The organism is Bombilactobacillus sp. ESL1097 (assembly GCF_058107205.1).
In genome coordinates, this window is sequence record NZ_JBYLUB010000002.1 from 385,399 (window position 1) to 404,756 (window position 19,358).

The following is a 19,358-nucleotide window of genomic DNA, read 5'->3' on the forward strand; positions in this document are numbered from 1 at the left end:
TTTTTGGTAAAATCATTCCATATTTATTTACTATACGTATTATACGTACTAAAATAATCTTTGTCAGGAGGTAAAGTGCACATGCCTATGACACAAAAGGAAATGGTTAATTTGCTTCAAGCCCATGGTTGGAAAAAGACCAAGGGTGGTAAAAGTTCGCACATTAAAATGAGTAAACCCGGCAAAAGACCTATTACTGTTCCACACGGAGAATTAAATAAATTTACCGAACGTGGAATCAGAAAAGAAGCCGGTCTCATGTAGTCGGCTTTTTCCTTTCGGAAAGAGGAAAAATTATGTTATCAAGTTATCCAGCGTTATTTTATTATGACGATTCAGACTTAGAATCAGTTCCATTTTTCATTACTTTTCCTGACTTTGAAAATTCAGGTACACAAGGTGAGAATATTTCTGATGCATTATTCATGGCTTCTGATTGGCTAGGAATAGTTGTTGCAGATTATATAGATAATTCAAAAAAGCTTCCTAAACCATCAAGAATTCAGGATTTATCCTTATCTAAAAATAATCCTTTTCCTGAAGAATTAAATTATGATAAAGGTCAATCATTTATTTCAATGGTGTATGTAGACGTTACTAAGTATGTAGAAAATAATAAGTTGGTCAAAAAGACCTTATCCATTCCGAAATGGGCAGATAATTTAGGCAAGCAAATGAACATTAATTATTCGCAGACTTTAACTAATGCTATAGCAAATATGAATATCAACAAATAGACAAGTATAAGAGCACTCTATAGGGTGCTTTACATAGCGATATTAAGATTGAATTAGCTTATTTTTGCATGACTCTCGCAAAGTTTTTAACTACAATAAAATTAATATGCTTAAATATAGTTTTAAGAATTTTATTATAGTTATGTCCAAGTGTTAAGCAAATTTGCTGCGGATTTTTTAATTGCGTTCCAAGAAGCAGAAGTTTGTGCCTAGCATAAAACAAATAGCCAAGCCAGAATTAGCTTAGCTATTTGTTTTAGGTTAATGCTCAATTTCTAAGAGCTTCTTGGCGCAGCTTGATAATTGCACTCACAAAACTAAAAGCTTGTGCCTAACTTAGATCAAGCTTTCAAGTTAAAAACCAACTTAAAAGTTTAATCTAAGTTAGTTCTCAGCTTTTGCCCAGTTTTGTTCGCAGCTTGTTAAATAACTTCACCCTCGTATAATTTAGTAGGTAATAGATTGAAGTCATAAGATTTTAATTCATCAACGTTAGTCAAGTATGCTTTAATCCCTTTGACTAACATCAAATTGAGACCTTCTTTTTGCACATCATCTTCGCATACTAGGATGACGGGCTTATGAATAGCTTTCATATAACCCATTTCCCAAGCGGTTCCCGTATCTGGATCACTGTTATCCCAAGAAACGACGGCAATATCCGCTAAGTTCATAGCTGTGATATCATTTTGATAGGTCTCATTAGCCCATTCGTAACTACCAAAAATGCCTTCTGGATCGTGGTCGACACTGGCACCTTTGTATTGATGGTCGCGGGGACTATGCAAATAGCCCACGGTTGCATTTTGTTTTAAGGCTGCTTCGACGCGATCTAACAAGGCAATTTGTTTGGGGGTAAAAAAGCCACCAGCAAGATAAATGTGTTTTTGCATGAGAAGATCTCCTTTATTATTAATTGTCTTTGTTATAATTTTAATCTAAAGACCAACTAATTCCTAGTCTTTTCAGGATGAATTTTAAATATCGGGTGAAAGAATGTACATTAAATTTACTAATCAGCAACAGCAGTTAACTTTAAAAAAATTTTTACAGCAGCAAGGCATTAGTCATCGTCTTTACCAAAAGTTGAAACAACAACCAGACAGTTTCTTGGTTAATCAGCAAAGGGTGTTAGGCAACTACCTGGTGCAACCCCAAGAGCAAGTGCAAATTAAGCTACCGACGGAAGTTGACGATCCCCAAGTAGCAACGAGCTACCGACCGCTAACTATTATCTATGAAGATGATAATTTTATGGTGGTTAATAAGCCCCAGAATTTGAGTTCGGTCCCAGGTCCCAGTAATCGGGAAGATACTTTAGTTAATCGCATTAAAGGACACCTGAAACAAGAACATTCTGCTTATTTAGTACCGCACTTAATTACGCGTTTAGATTTTGACACCCAAGGTTTAGTCTTGGTGGCTAAGCATTTGCTGGCTAATAGCTTGGCTAATCAATTAGTGGCCCAACATCAAATTACTAAGTATTATTACGCGTTGGTTGCTGGCAATTTAGAGCAAGATCATGCGGTGATCAATCAACCAATTGGGCAAGTTCCGGGCCAAATTGCTCGGCAAGTGCTACCTGATGGTAAAGCAGCCGTGACAGAATATTGGGTTTTGCAGCGTTTTTTGGACAAGACTTTAGTTAAAGTGCAATTGCATACGGGACGCACCCATCAGATTCGCGTGCATTTTGCCAGCTTGCAGCATCCACTACTAGGCGACCATTTATATCAGGGCCCCTTAGATCAAGGTTTTCAACATCAGGCCTTACAGGCGTATTATTTACAATTTTTTGATCCGCTTGCGCAATTACAGCGCACCTTTGAATTGGAAAATTGTTTAATTTAAGTTATCAGTTGGTGAATACTAAGTAATCAAGTATACTAGTAAGTAAAAGTGTTTGATGGAGGATTTTTGATGGATGCGTTAGTGAAATGGCTTAATAAATATTTAGTACCAATTGCTGCCAAAATTGGTTCCATTCGCTGGTTAGTGGCGTTACGTGATGCTTTTATTGCAATTATGCCCGCCACGATGGCTGGGGCAATTGCCACAATTTTGAATGTTTTTGTGCGGGATATTCCCCAACAAATGCATCTCAATAGTTTTGTCAAAGCAATGGAGCCCATTATTGGGATTAATACACAGGTGTGGACTGGTTCCTTAGCCATTCTTGGTTTGATTTTTGCGTTTACCTTTGGTTATCAAATGGCAATTCAGTATAAGGTTGAACCGATTACTGGAGGTATTGTGACGCTGGGAACCTTTTTAATGACGTTGCCGCAAACCTTTACTTTACCGCTCAAAAAAGCGTTAAGTGCTGCTGATGTGCATACAATTACTCAAGCAGGAGCAACTGTCAGCAAAAACACGATCAGTGGTCCAGGGTATTTTAATTTTAATTCTTACTTTGGGGCGACCGGCTTCTTTACCGTGATGATCATGGGGGGCGTCGCCATTGCCGTTTATATTTGGCTCATGAAAAAAAATATTACGATTAAGTTACCGGACTCTGTCCCGCCCGCTATTGCGTCTGCTTTTACGGGTATTATTCCGGCAGCGGCCGCTTTATATGTTTCGGGAATTGTCACATATTTAGTCACTAAATTAAGCTCACTGACTTTAATTGAAATTATTTCGAAAACCATTCAAGAACCGTTATTGAACTTGTCGCAAGGTTACGGAGCCGTTTTATTAATGACTATTTTGGTTCAAGTCTTTTGGTTCTTTGGCTTGCACGGAACGAATGTTTTAGGACCGGTGTTAGATTCTATTTGGTTTACTGCGCAGGTCGCTAATATCAACGCTTTTGCCCAGCACAAAGCTTTGCCATATTTTTGGACACGAAATTCCTTTGATTTGTATGCGTGGATTGGTGGTGCTGGTTCGACATTACTATTATTGATTGCCATTTTGATTTTTAGTAAGCGAGATGATCAGCGTGCAGTTGCAAAAATGGCGATTGCGCCTGGCTTTTTCAATGTGAATGAACCAGTGATGTTTGGCTTACCTGTGGTCTTAGATCCAATTTACTTTATTCCATTTGTTTTAGCACCAGTGGTCATGGTCAGCACTTCTTATTTTGCATTATCTCAAGGTTGGGTTTCGCCCGTTAAATCACAGATTGTCTGGTCAATGCCGCCGATTATTAATTCGTTAATTGCCACATTAGATTGGCGAGCACCAATTTTACAGATTATCAATGCTTTCATTGCCTTTATTATTTATGTACCATTTGTGAAAGCTGCTAATAAGATTAAACCGCAGGATTAAAAATAATGAAGCATAAACAAAATCGAACGTTGTTTGCTATCAGTGGTGGTTTGCTGATTATTGTTGTGAGTCCACTTTTGCGTTCTTATTCAGAATTTTTTTATTACATGTTTTTATTAGCCGGGGTCGTTTTAGTCTTTTCCAATACGTATCTCTGGTGGAAAAATCGGAAGCATTAACACTACGGCTAAAGGGGCAATGATTGTTTGTACTGTTGAATTGTGAAGCGTCATTGTTCGCAGCTTATGAAATTGCACTCCCAAAGTCAGCAAATTGCGTTTAGCTACAACTAAGAACTTAAGTTAAGAACCAACTTAATCACTTAGTCTAGGTTAGCTTCCAGCTTTGAAGCGGCATTGTTCGCAGCTTGTATCTTTAAAAGGGGTTTTATTATGAAAATGACACTGGACTTTGCTGTTCCGGCACAATATTTATTTGAACAGCTAACTAATTCGGTTTTATATGATATTAAACAGCAAACTGGCAAGAATGTTAAACCACGACAATTGCCTAACTTTAAGTTTGACAAAACCTTTAATAATCAAGTTACAGGACACTTTCAAATAACAAAATATCAACCTGATCAAGATTATGCCTATCAATTAAAAACGAGTAAGAACACTTATCAAGTTAGTTATCATTTGACACCGTTAGATGCAGACAATGTTAAGTTTGAATATCAAGAAATCATTCAAGCAAAGACTAAGACTGGTGATGCTAATAACAACTTATTACAGTTTTTAATTGGCTGGCAACGTAAAAAACGCTTTAAAAAAATGCGCCAACAGATTGTTCAACAGTACCAAGCTAGTCATTAATTAATGGAGAACGATAGCTTTCGCAAATAATCGTCAAACTTTTTAGTAAAGTTGGATGATTATTTTTTTATGAACACTAATTTATGAATTTAACTTAAAGAAGTGTAAAAATCTGTTGCAATTATGCGAATTGTTGCTTAAATTAATTGATGATAATTGTTATTTTTACTAAATTTGAGTAAGATTAAATTATACTGATTGTCGATTGTAATAACAAAGATAATTAAATATTATGGGGGATATTGGGGTGGATTTTTCATATAAAACACGAACAAATATTATCCAAAATTTACAAACTTCGGAATTAGACTTGTTAATTGTTGGTGGCGGTATCATTGGTGCGGGTGTGGCTTTGCAAGCAGCGGCTAGTGGTGCAAAAGTTGGCCTGATTGATATGCAAGATTTTGCAGCAGGAACGAGTTCCCGTTCTACCAAATTGGTTCACGGTGGCATTCGTTACTTAAAGAATTTTGAAATTGGTGTTGTGTCAGATATTGTCTCAGAACGACAAATTGTGCAACATATTGCGCCACATATTCCACGGCCATTTCCAATGTTGATGCCGATTTATGACTCTAAAGAATCAACTTTTAATATGCAAAATATTAAAGTTGCGATGAATCTTTATGATCAATTTGCGGGAATTATTGGGGGACAATATGCTAATAAGTTGTTAACGCGCGATGAAGTATTACAACGCGATCCCTATCTCAAAGCTGAAGGTCTTCAAGGTGGCGGTATTTATTTAGACTTTGTGAATAATGACTCACGCTTAGTAATTGAAAATATTAAAGGGGCCGTCGAACTGGGGGCACTAGCTGCTAGTAATGTCAAAGTAGAACAAATTACGCATAATGACTTAGGTGTGGTTAATGGCGTTATTGCCAAAGATTTATTGACAGATGAGACCGTTAAGATTCGCTCTAAGTTACTGTTAAATGCTACAGGTCCGTGGTCGTCTAAATTTATTGGCCTTGATGACAAAAATGGTTTAGGCCAGATTATTCGTCCCACTAAGGGCGTCCATTTAGTTGTGGATCATCATCGCTTACCGGTGTCCCAACCCACTTACTCAGATTCGGGTGAAGGTGACGGGCGCATGTTATTTGTAGTACCGCGTGAAGGCAAGACTTATTTTGGGACTACAGATACCGATTATTATGGCGATTACCAGCACCCCAAAGTTGAGCAAGAAGATGTTGATTATTTATTGCGCGCCATTAATAATCGCTTTCCAACTCTGCACATTACGTTAAATGATATTGAAGCTAGTTGGGTGGGGTTACGGCCACTGTTGGAGTCCAATGGGAGCTCTGATTATAATGGTGGAACTTCCAATATGGGTAAAATTACGGACGAAAGTTTCAATTTATTAGTTGAGATTATTGATGATTATAATCGAGGGTTTGCCAAACGGCGTGATGTGGAAAAAGTTATCAGTAGTTTGGAAACTACGAATGCGGAATCTCAGCTCAATAACGATCAAATTTCACGCGGTTCTTCGTTAGATGTGGGTGATGATGGTTTAATTAGCTTGGCCGGTGGTAAAATTACCGATTATCGAAAAATGGCAGCGGGCGCCATGGCAAAAATTCGGCAAGGTTTAGCCAATAATTTTAATGTTCAACTAAAAGATATTGATTCAACCAAATTACAGGTTTCTGGGGGGCACTTTGATCCCAATCGTGTACAGCAAGCGTTGGATTACTATCAACAATTATTTATTCGAAAAGGCATTAATCAAACTGAAGCCAAAGAATTAGCCAATTTATATGGTTCTAATTCGAATCAAGTGGCCGCTTATATTGGCAAGATTTCGCCAGCTCCGGGTTTAACCTTAGCAGATACGATTAGCTTACATTACGCCATTGATCATGAAATGGTGCTGACCCCTGTTGATTATTTGGCTCGGCGCACGACTTACTTATTATTCCATCAAGATCGTTTAGCACCGAAAAAGCAAGCCTTTGTTGACGAAATGGCGCATGTTTTACACTGGTCGACCACGCAAAAGAAACATCAAGAACAAACCTTAGAACGATTAATTTCCCAAACGCGTTTAGATTATTTAAAAACAGATTCAGCAATGAATAATATAAATTAAATATTTTTATATATTATGATATTTAATGGCTTGAAATAGTTAAAGCAAGCAATTGACTACACATTAAGCAAAAATTATTATATAATTCTGTTATGCTAAGTAAAATTAGCACAACAAAACAGCAGGCAGTAGAAAAACTCCTTGATTTTCTCCCTTTCTTAAAAAAGATTGTCAAACCTCAATTGTCTGCTGAGTTGTTTTGAAAAAGGACTAGTGCAATACTAGTCCTTTTTTGCTTAGTTGAAATTGTCGGTTAGTTCAGAAGTTCATGCTGGTTGTGCTTCTTTTTGTAGGTAGCGGCCCACCAACCAGCCATGATTAATCCTAAGCTACCCATAAAGGCTAAGATATTAGCCCACCGCTCTAACCAAGTTGGTTGGTAAATAATTTGGAGTTGGTTGTGACGCGTGGTGGTGTGAATTAAAAACGTTCCACGGCGTGAAATACGATACTTGATAGCATGTCCATTATTCAAGACTTGATAATTAGGACCGTTGACTAAGAAGGGAAGGTCAAACGTATTAGTAGTTTGCTTGGTATTTAATTGATACGTCATTTGGTTAAGCCCCGGTTGTCCTTGAAAATAACACTTTTGGTGATTGATATAGCCAGTTGCCTCTGACAATTCATTAATATAAGGGCGGGCTTGTTTGGGATAGTAGTCGACTTTCGCATTTTGAACTCCAACGGTGATGGGGTGCGCAAAAGTGGTTTGTGTTAAGTTGAGCTCATGCCAATCTTTGCGATAATTAACGACTTCAACTAAAGCTAGGAAAGTCAGCATTACACTTAAAATAACTGTCCAACTCATGAATAGTTTTTGCAGTAGCAGGGGCTTAATTAAAGTTAAAAATTGGCCCAATAAGAAGCTCGCTAATAACGTATAAAATGGTCCAAAGCGAAAGGCAAACTGGATTACTGTGACGGGCGTGTGGTTGAACCAAGACCAGGGAAATGCTGGTGTTTGTAACCATAAAGTAACGAAGAGCATAATTGCTAGAATGGTAGTGGTGGCGGAATACTTGCGGTAGTGAATGAGAAAATAGCCGCTCGCTAGGAGTCCGCCGAGTAATAACATTAAGCCCACAGTATGTGGGGTAAAAGTGCGATTTTTTAATAAAGTCGTCAGTTGCTCTGACCAACTGGACACCAAAACGTGGTTGAGTTGATAGTTAGTCGGCTGAAGTTTGGAAGGCATCAAATATGTGTGTTGCAGCACGGGCGCCCAGTAACCAAAACTCACGACGAGTGTCGCGGCACTAATTTGCAACCAATGCCAGATCAGTTGCCGCCGGTGTTGATCCAAAATTAATTGGACTATTAAGACCAAGCCCACTAATACACTAGCTAAAACAGCTGTTAATAAGTGCGTGTACAATAAGCCACTGAAGGCAATAATGGTTTGAGTGCGGCCCCCTTTTTTGTGTGCCACTTTGATGACGCCGACTAATAAAAGCGGTAAAAAAGTCATTGCTAAGAATTCACCAATACCAAAATGAGCATAAATGGCTGCCATGCGGTAAAACGAAAAAGTATACAGTAAAGCAGTGGTGATACTTTGGGACCGCTTTTTAGTTAATGAATAAACAGCGTAGTCAGTGATTATTAACGTGAGCAAGTTGACTAAACCTAAATAAAGATATAGGGCCAGAAGATCGTTATGAATTAACTTCATTAAGATAATGAGTGGGTATAAAAATTGTGTTGGATAAAATAAATTAACCAAAGAACCAATGCCAGCAAAAGTATGGGTGGTGATGTAAGGAAAAGCACCAAGTTTAGTTTGGGCTAATTCACTGATGCGCTCAATGTGAAATTGTAAGTCACTACTCCAAATAAAATTATGATAACAATACATATATTCAAATAAACCAGAAAGTATTAAATAGAGGAGCCCCAGACTGCAGTTTTTCCAGAAGTTATTGGTTTTCATGATTGTTTAATTCCTATCCCTTTATGATAGCTTCATCATAATATATTTATTTACGAATGATAAACCAATTAGATAGAAAAATTAATATTTTTGGAGCATTGTAAAATAATAGGTTGTGACTAAAGTTGCTTGAAGGCTGAGTACAGTTAAACACAAACGGCTGACTTGGAAAACACTATAAAAAAATGTTCGTATCAAATACGAACATTTTTAAGAAGAATTTTTATATCATTGAATTTTGACTAAAAGCCAACCGACGAATCCTAAAATAACTAATAAGAGCACATTAATTTTTAAAGAGACACCCAAAAAGTGTGTGGCTTCTGTTTTGTGGGTGAAAAAGGAATATTGTTTGTACGATAATAAATTAGCCATGGAAGCAATAATCGTTCCTAGCCCCCCAATATTCGATCCTAAAAAGAGCGCGTGAATATGGTGTGTAAATTTAGCTACTAGAATAGTCGTAGGAACATTACTGATTGCTTGACTTAAACCCAATGAAGTCCAATAAGTGGAGGTTGGACTGGCTACTAAATTGTTAATTACTTTAGCGACAATCGGGAAGCGACTGATGTTGCCGACAGCGATAAAGAAACAAACGAAAACTAAGATAGTAGCGTAGTCAACTCTTTTTAAAGTTTGCGGGCTGACGATTAAAGCAAAAATAACAGCGGCAATTGTCGTCCACCAAACCGGAATCACTTTAAAGATTCCCAAAAAAATAAACGCAGTTAAGACTAAAGTTGCCGTTAATTTACCTAGTTGAATTTCAAAGGGCGTAATTTGAACGTCCATCGGTTCCGGTTTAGTTAAAAGATAAGCAACAATGACTAAGATGATTAATTCAATCAGCATGAGGGGTGTGGAAACGCGAAAGAAATGACCCGCTGTCAAATTGAAATGGGAAAGTAAAAAGAGATTGTGGGTGTTACCAAACGGAGTAAACGAACTACCCAGATTGGCAGCCACGGTAATCATTGTCATAGTTAGCGCCCGACTTAGAGGAACGTCGGAAGCAATTTTAAAGAATAGCGGTGCTAGAATTAAGATGGTGACATCGTTAGTAATGAACATGGCGCCAAAAAAAGCCAGCAAGACTAATGCTTCCATTAGCTGCCGGGAGTTTTTGGCTTTGACAGTTAAGTGCGTTGACAAGAACTGCAATAACCCGATATGTTCTAAAATTTGGACGAGAATCATCATTGATAATAGTGAAAAGATTGTATGAAAATTAATGTCCGCTAATTGTGGTTTACTAACTAAAGTGGATAAAACAGCTACCGTGGCTGCTATCCATAACATCTTATCCATAAAAATATTTTTGAGAACGGCCATGTATAAACCTTCTTATCTACGGATTGGATCATTAACTTGAAACCATTAATATTGTACTTTAATTAGCAAGCAGAATAAAGAGAAAACTTTATGGTAGCGCTTGTAATTGGAAGAAATTCAACTAATACGTAATTAAAAGGGGAATTTGCTGAATTATTTGACTCTTTAGTTAGGTTATTGTACCAAGGTGATTTGATTTTTGCCGTGCTAGCCAGAAGAAAAGTTTAAGCAATCGGCTGTAATAATTCTACGTCAGTTCAAAGCTCATGCAAAATTATCATGGCTTTTCATCATTCGTTTCATAATAATTAAGAAAACGGTATAATATGCTTATTCTTTTATTGGAGGATTATGATTTTATGACGGAAAAGTCCGCAGCAACAGCCATTGTTGAAACAATGATTGAGTATCAGATTGAATATGTGTTTGGAATTCCCGGTGCCAAAATTGATCGGCTCTTCGAAGAACTAGAACACAATGAAAATGTTCATAAGCCTAAATTAATCGTGGCGCGTCATGAACAAAATGCTGCCTTTATGGCGGCAGCAATTGGGCGCTTAACAGGCAAACCCGGGGTGGTATTAGTAACATCAGGCCCCGGAGTTGCCAATTTAGCCACAGGTTTAGTTACCGCTACGGCGGAAGGTGATCCGGTAATTGCTTTAGGTGGTCAAGTTCCGCGGGATGATTTAGCGCGGTTAACACATCAGAGTATTCCTAATCAATCTATTTTGGCACCTGTGACCAAGAATAGCGTTGAAGTTCAAGATCCTAATAATCTGTCTGAAGCTTTTGCAAACGCTTATCAAGAAGCGACCGATACCAAAAACGGTGCGGTATTTATTTCAATTCCCCAAGATGTGATTAATGAAAATGTGACGCGGCCAATTATGAAGCGCCATCCGACAGTAGAGCAAGGGGTTTTAACTGCCGATAAATTACAGGCAGTAGTTCTGGCCATCAAACAAGCTAAAATGCCCGTGATTTTGGCCGGCATGCGCGCTTCGCAACAAAAAGTCACGCAAGCTTTACGTAATCTTTTACGACATACCCCGTTACCTGTTGTTGAAACTTTTCAAGGTGCAGGAATTATTTCCCGCGACTTAGAGAATTTATATTTTGGCCGGGTGGGGCTCTTTCGCAATCAAACTGGCGATATTTTATTAAAGCAAGCAGATTTGGTGATTGCCATTGGCTATGACCCGATTGAATATGAAGCTCGTAATTGGAATCAAGATCGCCAAGGTCAAGTCATTAATTTAGATAATGTCGTCCCTGAATTGACCCAAGATTACCAACCTGATTTAATTTTGCAAGGCAACTTAGCTGCTACGCTTCAAGAATTGACTACGTTGTTAGCAGATTATCAATTGTCAGCAGCGACTAAAGAACATTTGCAAGCTATCAAGCAAGAATATGATCAAAAAGATGTTCCTAACGTTTCAGCTCAAACTACGGGAGTTCAAGATCCGTTGGCCATTGTGCAAGAATTACAAAAACACGTTGATGATTCAATGGTTGTGACAGTCGATGTTGGTAGTCATTATATCTGGATGGCCCGGCATTTTCGTAGTTATGAACCACGGCATTTATTATTTAGTAATGGGATGCAAACCTTAGGTGTAGCCTTACCTTGGGCCATTAGCGCCGCGTTATTAGATCCAAAGCGTAAAGTGGTGTCTGTAGCTGGCGATGGTGGGTTCTTGTTTTCTAGTCAAGAATTGGAAACGGCGGTGCGCTTACACGCTAATATTGTGCAATTAGTGTGGGTTGATGGTTATTATGATATGGTGCGTTTTCAAGAGCAGTCTAAATATGGCCACGATGCGGGGGTGCAATTTGGTCCTGTTGATTTTGTCCAATATGCGCAAAGTTTCGGGGCTGCTGGTTTACGTGTTGATCAAGACCATAGTTTGGCAGCTGTCTTAGATCAAGCATTTAAAATGTCTGGGCCAGTCGTCGTTGAGATTCCAGTTGATTATAGTCGTAATTCTAGTTTGAACCAGGCATTGTTACCTGATCAATTCCATTAATAAAACAATTACTGCTACAAATGCTGGTTAAAAGTCGAGGACTAACCTAGGATAAACAATTAAGTCGGTTTGAGACTTAATTGTTTATTCATAGCTAGACGCAAACTACTGCTTTTGGAACGCTAAATAAAATACTGCGACCAATAGCTTAAAAATTGAGCGATTAAATTAATAGGAGGTAAAAATGATGGATGATGTTTTATATCAACATGGCACATTAGCTTTATTAGTACCAGGTTTGTTAAAAGGAACTTTAACAATCAAAGAATTGCTGCAACACGGTGATACTGGGATTGGTACTGGTGAAGGTTTAGATGGTGAATTAGTCATCTTAGACGGGACTCCTTACCAAGTCGATGGGCAAGGACAAGTTAATATTGTGTCAGGCGATTTTACGGTGCCATTTGCGACAGTGCATCAAGCTGATTTTCAGCCATTAGTAAATTTAGAACAGTTACCAGCTACCGCAGTTTATCAACAAATTGCCCAACAAACGCAATCCGCCAATATCTTTTATGCGGTGAAATTAACCGGTGTGTTTCAACAAATGAAGACTCGCACAGTTGTGAAAGCACAAGAGCCTTATCATACTTTAGTGGAAGCATCGCAAAAGCAAAGTGTCTTTGAAGCACAAAATATTGCTGGCACTTTAATTAGCTATTATTCACCCCAAGTCTTTGATGGAGCCAGCGTAGCTGGTTTTCATAGTCATTTTTTGGCGGCTGATCATTCGCTGGGAGGGCATGTTTTGGACTTTACCTTGCAACAAGGCCAGGCTTTATGGCAACCATTTGCGACTTTACAACAACATTTGCCAGTTACTGATTCAGCTTACATGCAGCATGATTTCACTAAAGATCGAGTTACCGAAGCTATTGATCAAGCTGAACGCTAGGCTATAATTTTGTTGATTAGCATGAGCGGACTTGAGTGTTGTAGTTATTCACGGTAAAATTAAGTCAAAATAATAAGGGAGTAAATTTATGTCAACCACGTTAATTATTATCTTAATTGTTATAGTTTTAGTTGTGGTCTATGCCTTGCTATATAACGGCTTAGTGCAAAAAAGAAACCAAGCCCAAGAGTTTCAAAGTCAAATTGCCGTGCAATTAAAGCGACGCACAGACTTAATTCCTAATTTAATCGAAACTGTTAAAGGCTATGCACAACATGAAAAGCAAACTTTGACCGAGATTGTTAATTTGCGAAACTCGGTAATGAATGCAGAATCATTACAAGAAAAAGTAGACGCTGACAGCAAGTTAACGACTGCCCTGGGACCGATTATGGCCTTAGCTGAAAATTATCCGGATTTAAAAGCTAATCAAGAATTTGGAAAATTAATGGAAGAGTTAACTAATACTGAAAACAAAGTTGCTTATGCCCGCCAAGCTTATAATAGTTCAGTCCAATATTACAATACGGCAACGCAGACTTTTCCACGGAATTTAGTAGCGAAGTTACATCACTTCTTGCCGATGGAATATTTACAAATTCCCGAAGCTGAGCAAGCAGTTCCTCAAGTCAAATTTTAAGAGGTTAAGCCATGCTATATCAACAAATAACACAAAACAAGCGTCGTACTTATTTAGTTTTGGCGCTTTTTTTCTTAATTCTTGGTTTAATTGGTGGAGTAGTCGGGCAACTTTTTTGGCATAGTTATCAAGTCGGAATAATCGGTGCGTTAATAATTGCCTTGTTTTATGCTTTAGGCACTTACTTTCAGTCAACTGAGCTAGTGATGAAAATGAACCACGCTCAGCCGATTACCAGTAGTGACCAGGCTCCTGATTTATGGCATATTGTGGAAGATTTAGCGTTGGTCGCACACATTCCACAACCAGATTTATACTTCATTGATGATCCCAGTCCCAATGCTTTTGCCACGGGGCGCGATCCCAATCATTCGGCCGTGGCAGTAACGAGTGGCTTATACCAAATGATGGATCGTGAAGAACTAGAAGGGGTCTTGGCCCACGAATTGTCGCATATTCGTAATTATGATATTCGCGTTTCCACTGTTGCTTTAGCGTTATCTTCTGCTGTCGTTTTTTTGTCCTCTATGTTATCGAATATGTATCGGTGGGGCTGGCTTTTTGGCAGTGATCGCGATGACCGTGAAGACTCTAATAGTAATAACTTAATTCAGTTGGTGTTATGGTTAGTCGGATTAATATTTTCGATTGTGGGTCCTCTAGTAGCTTCATTGATTCAATTAGCCATTTCGCGTAACCGTGAGTATTTGGCGGATGCGTCAGGCGTGGAGTTAACACGTAATCCGGCGGGGTTAATCAGTGCGTTACGTAAATTGCAGCAAAATGAACAACCCATGCATCAAGTTGATGAAGCTAGTGCTGCTTTGTATATTACTAATCCGCTAAACAAGAAACATTCTTTGGAACATCTCTTTGATACGCATCCTCCATTAAGTGAGCGGATTGCGCGTTTGGAAAGGATCTAATGTAATGCGTAATGCTAGTTAAAAATAGCAGTTTAGATCGTGAGAAATGTTTATGCACGTGTTTGGTGTTTAACTTATAAATAAAAAAGTAGCCCTTTGAGCATATCAGAACTCAAACGGGCTATTTTAGTGTTGGCTTAGAATTAATGGGCAATTAATTTTAAAATATCTTGTGGTTGTTCAAAGATATAATCGGCATCACTAAAGTCATCTTGATCGTTAGCGCCCCATTTAGCGAGCCCAAATTTTAAACCAGCATGATGCGCACAACCAATATCATTGCGGGAGTCTCCAATTAAGAGCGTGGTTTGGACCTGGGCATGCAACAATTCTAAGGCCTTTTGTGCCGGTTCGGCGGCCGGTTTAGGATTTTGGACGATGTCGGCAGTCACAAAATGTTTAAAATAAGGTTGCAAGGCAGTTTTCTTGAAGATGGCGGTCACTTCGCGTGAATCTTCCGAAGTAACAATGGCTAAACCAATGTGCTGATGAGCTAGTTGTTGCACTGTCGAGACGATTCCAGGAAAAGGTTGCACTTCGTCAATAAAGCCAAAGGCATTTTTAAACACACTTTGGGCCGCTTTGAGATGCTCTTCTTTAGGAATCTGAAAATAATTGAGAGTATTTTCCGCTGTACCAGAAAAAGCAAACTCCAAATCAGCCAGTTCAGTTTGAATGTGATAATCCTCTGCTAAAGTCTTTTGTAAAGCTAGTAAACTAGCCTCTTTTGTGTCTAATAATGTACCGTCAACGTCAAAAATAATATTCGTAAACATTTCAGTTCTCCTTTTATGAAAGGTAGCTATGAGTGCTATTATAGTATTGTGTCAGAGTTTTGGGCAATAGAAAGGGAGAGATTTTATGAATTTTCAACAGACAACGGCTAATTATGAAGCACAAGGACTTTATTTTAGTGGTCGTTGGGCACAAACGAGTCATGGGATGTATACAACTAATTTAGGTGCACGAATTATTACGCAAGTGCAGGGTACAACCACTGTGCAATGGTCATTTTCAACTAAAGCCAATGCGGGGGATACTTGGTTAGCTTACCAGATTGATGATCAGCCTTTTGAACGTTTGGCATTGACGAGTGAACCATTTACCGTGACACTGCCTGATGAACAAAGCCATGTTTTACAAGTCGTTTATAGTGGTAATTCAACTGAAGATAACGTTTGGAAAAGACATCAAGGCTTGTACTTCGACCAAGTACAAACAACGGGGCAATTACAAGCAGTGAAACCTACAGGCACACCTTTAGTGTTTGTGGGCGATTCGATTACGGCGGGTTCTTGGGTTGCTGGAACGACTCCTGGTCAAGATTATCGTGCTGAAAGTAATTATGCAGCTTTAGTGGCTGAGCATTTTAACCGTGAAGATATTCGAATTTGCTATCCGGGTACTGGTGTGGTTAAGCCCGGTACTGGTGGTGTTCCTAATGCCCAAACATTCGTTGATCATTTAGCTGATCAAATTGATTGGCAACCGGATTTTCAGGCTGATGATGTGATTGTTAATTTAGGGACACCTGATAAAAAGATTAACGATAATGATTTTCGGGTTGGTTTTGAAGTTGTGATGCAAAAGTTGAAATTGCAATATCCCAAGAGTCGTTTGTGGGTCATGATTCCGTTCAGCCAAAATCATGCTGCTGTTATTCGTGAAGAAACTCCTGAATATGAAAATACACGGTTGATTGAAACTAAAGATTGGGACTTGACCTTTACTGATGGCATGCACCCAGATTTAGCTGGTAGTCAAAAAGCAGCTGACTATTTAATTCAAGTTTTAAAACCAACTTTAGGTTAAGCAATTTGTAGTTAAGTGGCGGTCTTTTGTTGCACCTGAAAAGTTACGAGCTTGACTTTGAATTTGTTCTAAATGCGAAGTTCTCCTAATTGATTTTTGTCAGTTAGGAGAATTTTTTGTATAATAAAGTTTCATTGTTAGTAGATCGAGGAAAATCAAATGGATCAATCAAAGACAACAGCAACTAAAACGCTGAAACAAGATTCATTATTGTCTGGCTCAGCTTGGATCACGGCCAGTGGGATCGTTTCGCGCGCCTTATCAGCTTTATATATTATTCCGTGGAACATTTGGATGGGTTCGGCGGCGACGGTGGCTGCAGCTAATGCGCTATATGGCAAAGTATACAATATTTACGATTTTTTCTTACTTGTGTCGACGGCCGGCTTGCCGAGTGCCATCTCGAAACAAATTGCGCATTATAATGCGTTAGGTGAGTATGAAGCCAGCAATCAATTATTCAAGCAAGCTTTGAAAGTAACGGCAATTATCGGTGTGATTTTTGCCGGAATTATGTATTTTGGCGCTAATTTGGTAGCAGATGTCTTTACCAATGGTGATCCACGGAGTATTCCGGCGCTGAAAGCTTTAGCTATTGCTGTGTTATTGTTACCAACGTTAAGTATTATGCGGGGTTATTTTCAAGGCCACGGTCAAATGGGGCCATCGGCAATTTCCATGATGCTAGAACAATTAGCGCGTGTTAGTTATATGTTATTAATTACGTATATTATCATGCAAATTAAACATGGTGATTACGTTGACGCCGTCACCAAATCAACGTTTGCTTCCTTTATTGGAGCGGGAATTTCGATGTTGTTTTTGTTGTGGGGCTTTTGGCGGCAGCGCAAGCCGCTAACCCAATTGGCAGCTACTGGCAGTCACGAGATTAGTTTTACGGCCAAAGATTTTACCAAAGAAATCTTGTTACAGGCGATTCCGTTTATCATTATTGATTCCGCCATTACAATTTTTAAGTTATTCGATCAGTCGACTTTTAATCCGATGATGCAGAGCTTTATGCACATTTCGCGGCAACAATTGGACTATTATTACTCACTCTTTGGTTTTCAAGCTAATAAATTAATCATGGTCGTGGTTTCTTTGGCGACAGGGGTCGTATCCTCAGCTATTCCGATTGTTTCCTCTTTATATACCACTAAAGATACGGCCAAGATTCAGGCGCAAATTGTGAATATCATCAAAATGTTTGCTTTCTTTATGTTGCCGGCAGCGTTGGGGATGTTAGCCGTTTCGCGTCCGTTATGGAGTGCCTTTTACGGTTTTGACGCCTTAGGAATTAAAATCATGCAATTATCTTGTGTGATGGCGTTGCTATTAGGCTTTTTCATGGTCTTGGCAGCTATTTTGCAAGCACTATATCGTAATGTATTAGCCATTAAATATTTAGTAATTGGCTTTCTATTTAAAATAGTAATTCAGTGGCCCTTAGTTTATGTTTTTCACGAATATGGTCCGATTGTGGCGACGATTTTGGCCATGGTTTTAATCTGTTATTTAATGTTGAAAAAAATTCATGCCTTATATCCGTTTAATTTGGCAACTTTATTTAAACAGGATCTTGGCAAAATCTTACTAGGAGCTGTAGTGATGATGATTGTGGTTCTTCTAGTGGATAGTGGCTTTTACGGCTTTGATCACCATATTGGGCGCATTAAAGCAACTAGTTACATGTTAGTTGAAGTAGTCGTGGGCGCTGTGATTTACGGCTTCTACGTGTTAAAAACGCGGTTGATGGATCAAGTTTTAGCAAAAGATTTGACACGTTTACGTCAAATTTTGCATATTAAATAAGTTGGTGAAAAAATGATTGCAGTTAAAACTGTTAATTTAAGTAATGGAAAAATTGTGTATTTGACAGAGGACCTAGGGGCAACTGCAAATACAATATTCTTGCCAGATTTAACGCAAAGTGTGAATAGTTGTCTTCAGATCATGACGTTTAATGGCCTAACGAATAGTTATGCGCTGGATTGGCGCTACCATGGTCAGTCAGTAGCTCAAGGTCCAGTTGATGTCATGAGCTTTGCTCAAGATTTACAAGAATTTGTGACGACTCTTCAGTTAAAAAATTACCAAATTGTCGCAGCTGGTTTAAGCTTGTTTGTGGTATTACAAGCAATGCAAACTGGTCTCAAACCGCGTCAAGTGGTGGTTCTAGATCCTCAGTGGCAGCCCGCGTTGCCATATAGAACTACACCTCAGATTGCGACTTATCAAGATTTAATAGCTTTTGGCCAACAACAGGTGCAAACTTTACAGCAAAAACAGGACTTAGATGATTATCAACGCCAAATGCTCTTAAATGCTGTCATGGCCAATTTTCATCAAAGACCGGGCGGCTTTGGCTTGTATGTTGATCTAGAGTTGCAAGCGGAATTTGTCCAAAGTTTACCTAAGAAATTGTTACTAAATACGAAAGTGCCAATGACGTTATTGATTGCCCAATCAACGCAAGATCAATTACCTAAACAATTAGCGCAACATCCACAATTGCGTACGATTTATCAGCACTTTAGCCAAAGCTATGTTTTACAAACGATTTATAGTAAGCAGTTGTTACAGGTAGCACCGTTAGAAATTCTCAATTTTTTGGCATAATAAAAACCTCCAACAAAATGTTGGAGGTTTTTTAATTTAAATTATTGAGGGGGATTCAAAATTTAAATATTGAGGGGGAGAAGTGAGATTTTTTCTATCTCATCAACTTACAAACTATATATTACACAGAACATATGAAGAAGAAACTTTTAAAATGTGAAGAAATTGTGAATATTTGTTAAGTTTAAGTAAAAGTTAGCAAGGGCAAGGCTTGGAGGCTTTCA

General features: G+C 38.5%; 18 protein-coding genes. 14 read left to right on the forward strand and 4 right to left on the reverse strand.

All coding sequences use genetic code 11. From position 1 onward, the window contains the following. Positions 1-81 precede the first annotated feature (81 nt). Entirely contained in the window at positions 82-264 is a 183-nt protein-coding gene (locus AC3B6D_RS05815; RefSeq protein WP_489758155.1) for a type II toxin-antitoxin system HicA family toxin, read from the forward strand. Between the two features lie 32 nt (positions 265-296). Next, positions 297-737 carry a type II toxin-antitoxin system HicB family antitoxin gene (locus AC3B6D_RS05820; protein ID WP_489758156.1) on the forward strand — a complete coding sequence of 147 codons (441 nt, stop codon included), beginning with the start codon at positions 297-299 and terminating at the stop codon, positions 735-737. Positions 738-1,159: 422 nt separating this feature from the next. Here the strand turns inward: AC3B6D_RS05820 and AC3B6D_RS05825 are convergent, their stop codons facing one another. Further along, positions 1,160-1,630: a nucleoside 2-deoxyribosyltransferase gene (locus AC3B6D_RS05825; protein ID WP_489758157.1), complete on the reverse strand. Its 471-nt coding sequence runs from the start codon at positions 1,628-1,630 to the stop codon at positions 1,160-1,162. 103 nt (positions 1,631-1,733) lie between these two features. Between AC3B6D_RS05825 and AC3B6D_RS05830 the strand changes: the two genes are divergently transcribed. From AC3B6D_RS05830 to glpO, 5 genes are all read left to right on the forward strand, one after another. After that, positions 1,734-2,591 carry an RluA family pseudouridine synthase gene (locus tag AC3B6D_RS05830; RefSeq protein WP_489775149.1) on the forward strand — a complete coding sequence of 286 codons (858 nt, stop codon included), beginning with the start codon at positions 1,734-1,736 and terminating at the stop codon, positions 2,589-2,591. A 69-nt stretch (positions 2,592-2,660) separates the two neighbouring features. Beyond that, a complete protein-coding gene (locus AC3B6D_RS05835; RefSeq protein WP_489758159.1) occupies positions 2,661-4,016 on the forward strand; it encodes a PTS sugar transporter subunit IIC in 1,356 nt (451 codons plus the stop codon). Positions 4,017-4,021: 5 nt separating this feature from the next. Then, complete coding sequence (locus tag AC3B6D_RS05840) at positions 4,022-4,195, forward strand: hypothetical protein (protein WP_489758160.1); 174 nt, start codon at positions 4,022-4,024, stop codon at positions 4,193-4,195. Positions 4,196-4,408: 213 nt separating this feature from the next. Beyond that, complete coding sequence (locus AC3B6D_RS05845) at positions 4,409-4,834, forward strand: DUF3284 domain-containing protein (RefSeq protein WP_489758161.1); 426 nt, start codon at positions 4,409-4,411, stop codon at positions 4,832-4,834. A 247-nt stretch (positions 4,835-5,081) separates the two neighbouring features. Beyond that, positions 5,082-6,938 carry a type 1 glycerol-3-phosphate oxidase gene (gene glpO, locus AC3B6D_RS05850; protein WP_489758162.1) on the forward strand — a complete coding sequence of 619 codons (1,857 nt, stop codon included), beginning with the start codon at positions 5,082-5,084 and terminating at the stop codon, positions 6,936-6,938. A 253-nt stretch (positions 6,939-7,191) separates the two neighbouring features. Here glpO and AC3B6D_RS05855 read toward each other — a convergent pair whose 3' ends face one another. Together AC3B6D_RS05855 and AC3B6D_RS05860 are read right to left on the reverse strand one after the other, a co-directional pair. Next, positions 7,192-8,871: a hypothetical protein gene (locus tag AC3B6D_RS05855; protein WP_489775150.1), complete on the reverse strand. Its 1,680-nt coding sequence runs from the start codon at positions 8,869-8,871 to the stop codon at positions 7,192-7,194. 228 nt (positions 8,872-9,099) lie between these two features. Next, positions 9,100-10,206, reverse strand: a complete 1,107-nt coding sequence (locus AC3B6D_RS05860) for an SLC13 family permease (RefSeq protein WP_489758164.1) — start codon at positions 10,204-10,206, stop codon at positions 9,100-9,102. A 359-nt stretch (positions 10,207-10,565) separates the two neighbouring features. Between AC3B6D_RS05860 and alsS the strand changes: the two genes are divergently transcribed. From alsS to htpX, 4 genes are all read left to right on the forward strand, one after another. Continuing rightward, complete coding sequence (alsS, locus tag AC3B6D_RS05865) at positions 10,566-12,239, forward strand: acetolactate synthase AlsS (protein ID WP_489775151.1); 1,674 nt, start codon at positions 10,566-10,568, stop codon at positions 12,237-12,239. A 184-nt stretch (positions 12,240-12,423) separates the two neighbouring features. Then, entirely contained in the window at positions 12,424-13,134 is a 711-nt protein-coding gene (gene budA / locus AC3B6D_RS05870; protein WP_489775152.1) for an acetolactate decarboxylase, read from the forward strand. Between the two features lie 88 nt (positions 13,135-13,222). Beyond that, a complete protein-coding gene (locus AC3B6D_RS05875; protein WP_489758167.1) occupies positions 13,223-13,774 on the forward strand; it encodes a LemA family protein in 552 nt (183 codons plus the stop codon). 11 nt (positions 13,775-13,785) lie between these two features. Then, a complete protein-coding gene (htpX, locus tag AC3B6D_RS05880) occupies positions 13,786-14,700 on the forward strand; it encodes a zinc metalloprotease HtpX (RefSeq protein ID WP_489775153.1) in 915 nt (304 codons plus the stop codon). 143 nt (positions 14,701-14,843) lie between these two features. Here the strand turns inward: htpX and AC3B6D_RS05885 are convergent, their stop codons facing one another. Then, positions 14,844-15,476, reverse strand: a complete 633-nt coding sequence (locus AC3B6D_RS05885) for an HAD family hydrolase (RefSeq protein WP_489758169.1) — start codon at positions 15,474-15,476, stop codon at positions 14,844-14,846. Between the two features lie 85 nt (positions 15,477-15,561). On the opposite strand from AC3B6D_RS05885, the gene AC3B6D_RS05890 reads away from it, so the two are divergent. The 3 genes from AC3B6D_RS05890 to AC3B6D_RS05900 all read left to right on the forward strand — a co-directional run bounded on the left by AC3B6D_RS05890 (position 15,562) and on the right by AC3B6D_RS05900 (position 19,134). Next, entirely contained in the window at positions 15,562-16,512 is a 951-nt protein-coding gene (locus AC3B6D_RS05890) for an SGNH/GDSL hydrolase family protein (RefSeq protein WP_489769545.1), read from the forward strand. A gap of 159 nt (positions 16,513-16,671) precedes the next feature. Next, positions 16,672-18,327 (forward strand): putative polysaccharide biosynthesis protein, encoded by a 1,656-nt coding sequence (locus AC3B6D_RS05895; RefSeq protein ID WP_489775154.1) that lies wholly within the window; start codon positions 16,672-16,674, stop codon positions 18,325-18,327. A 12-nt stretch (positions 18,328-18,339) separates the two neighbouring features. Beyond that, positions 18,340-19,134, forward strand: a complete 795-nt coding sequence (locus AC3B6D_RS05900; protein WP_489775155.1) for a hypothetical protein — start codon at positions 18,340-18,342, stop codon at positions 19,132-19,134. Positions 19,135-19,358: the final 224 nt, after the last annotated feature.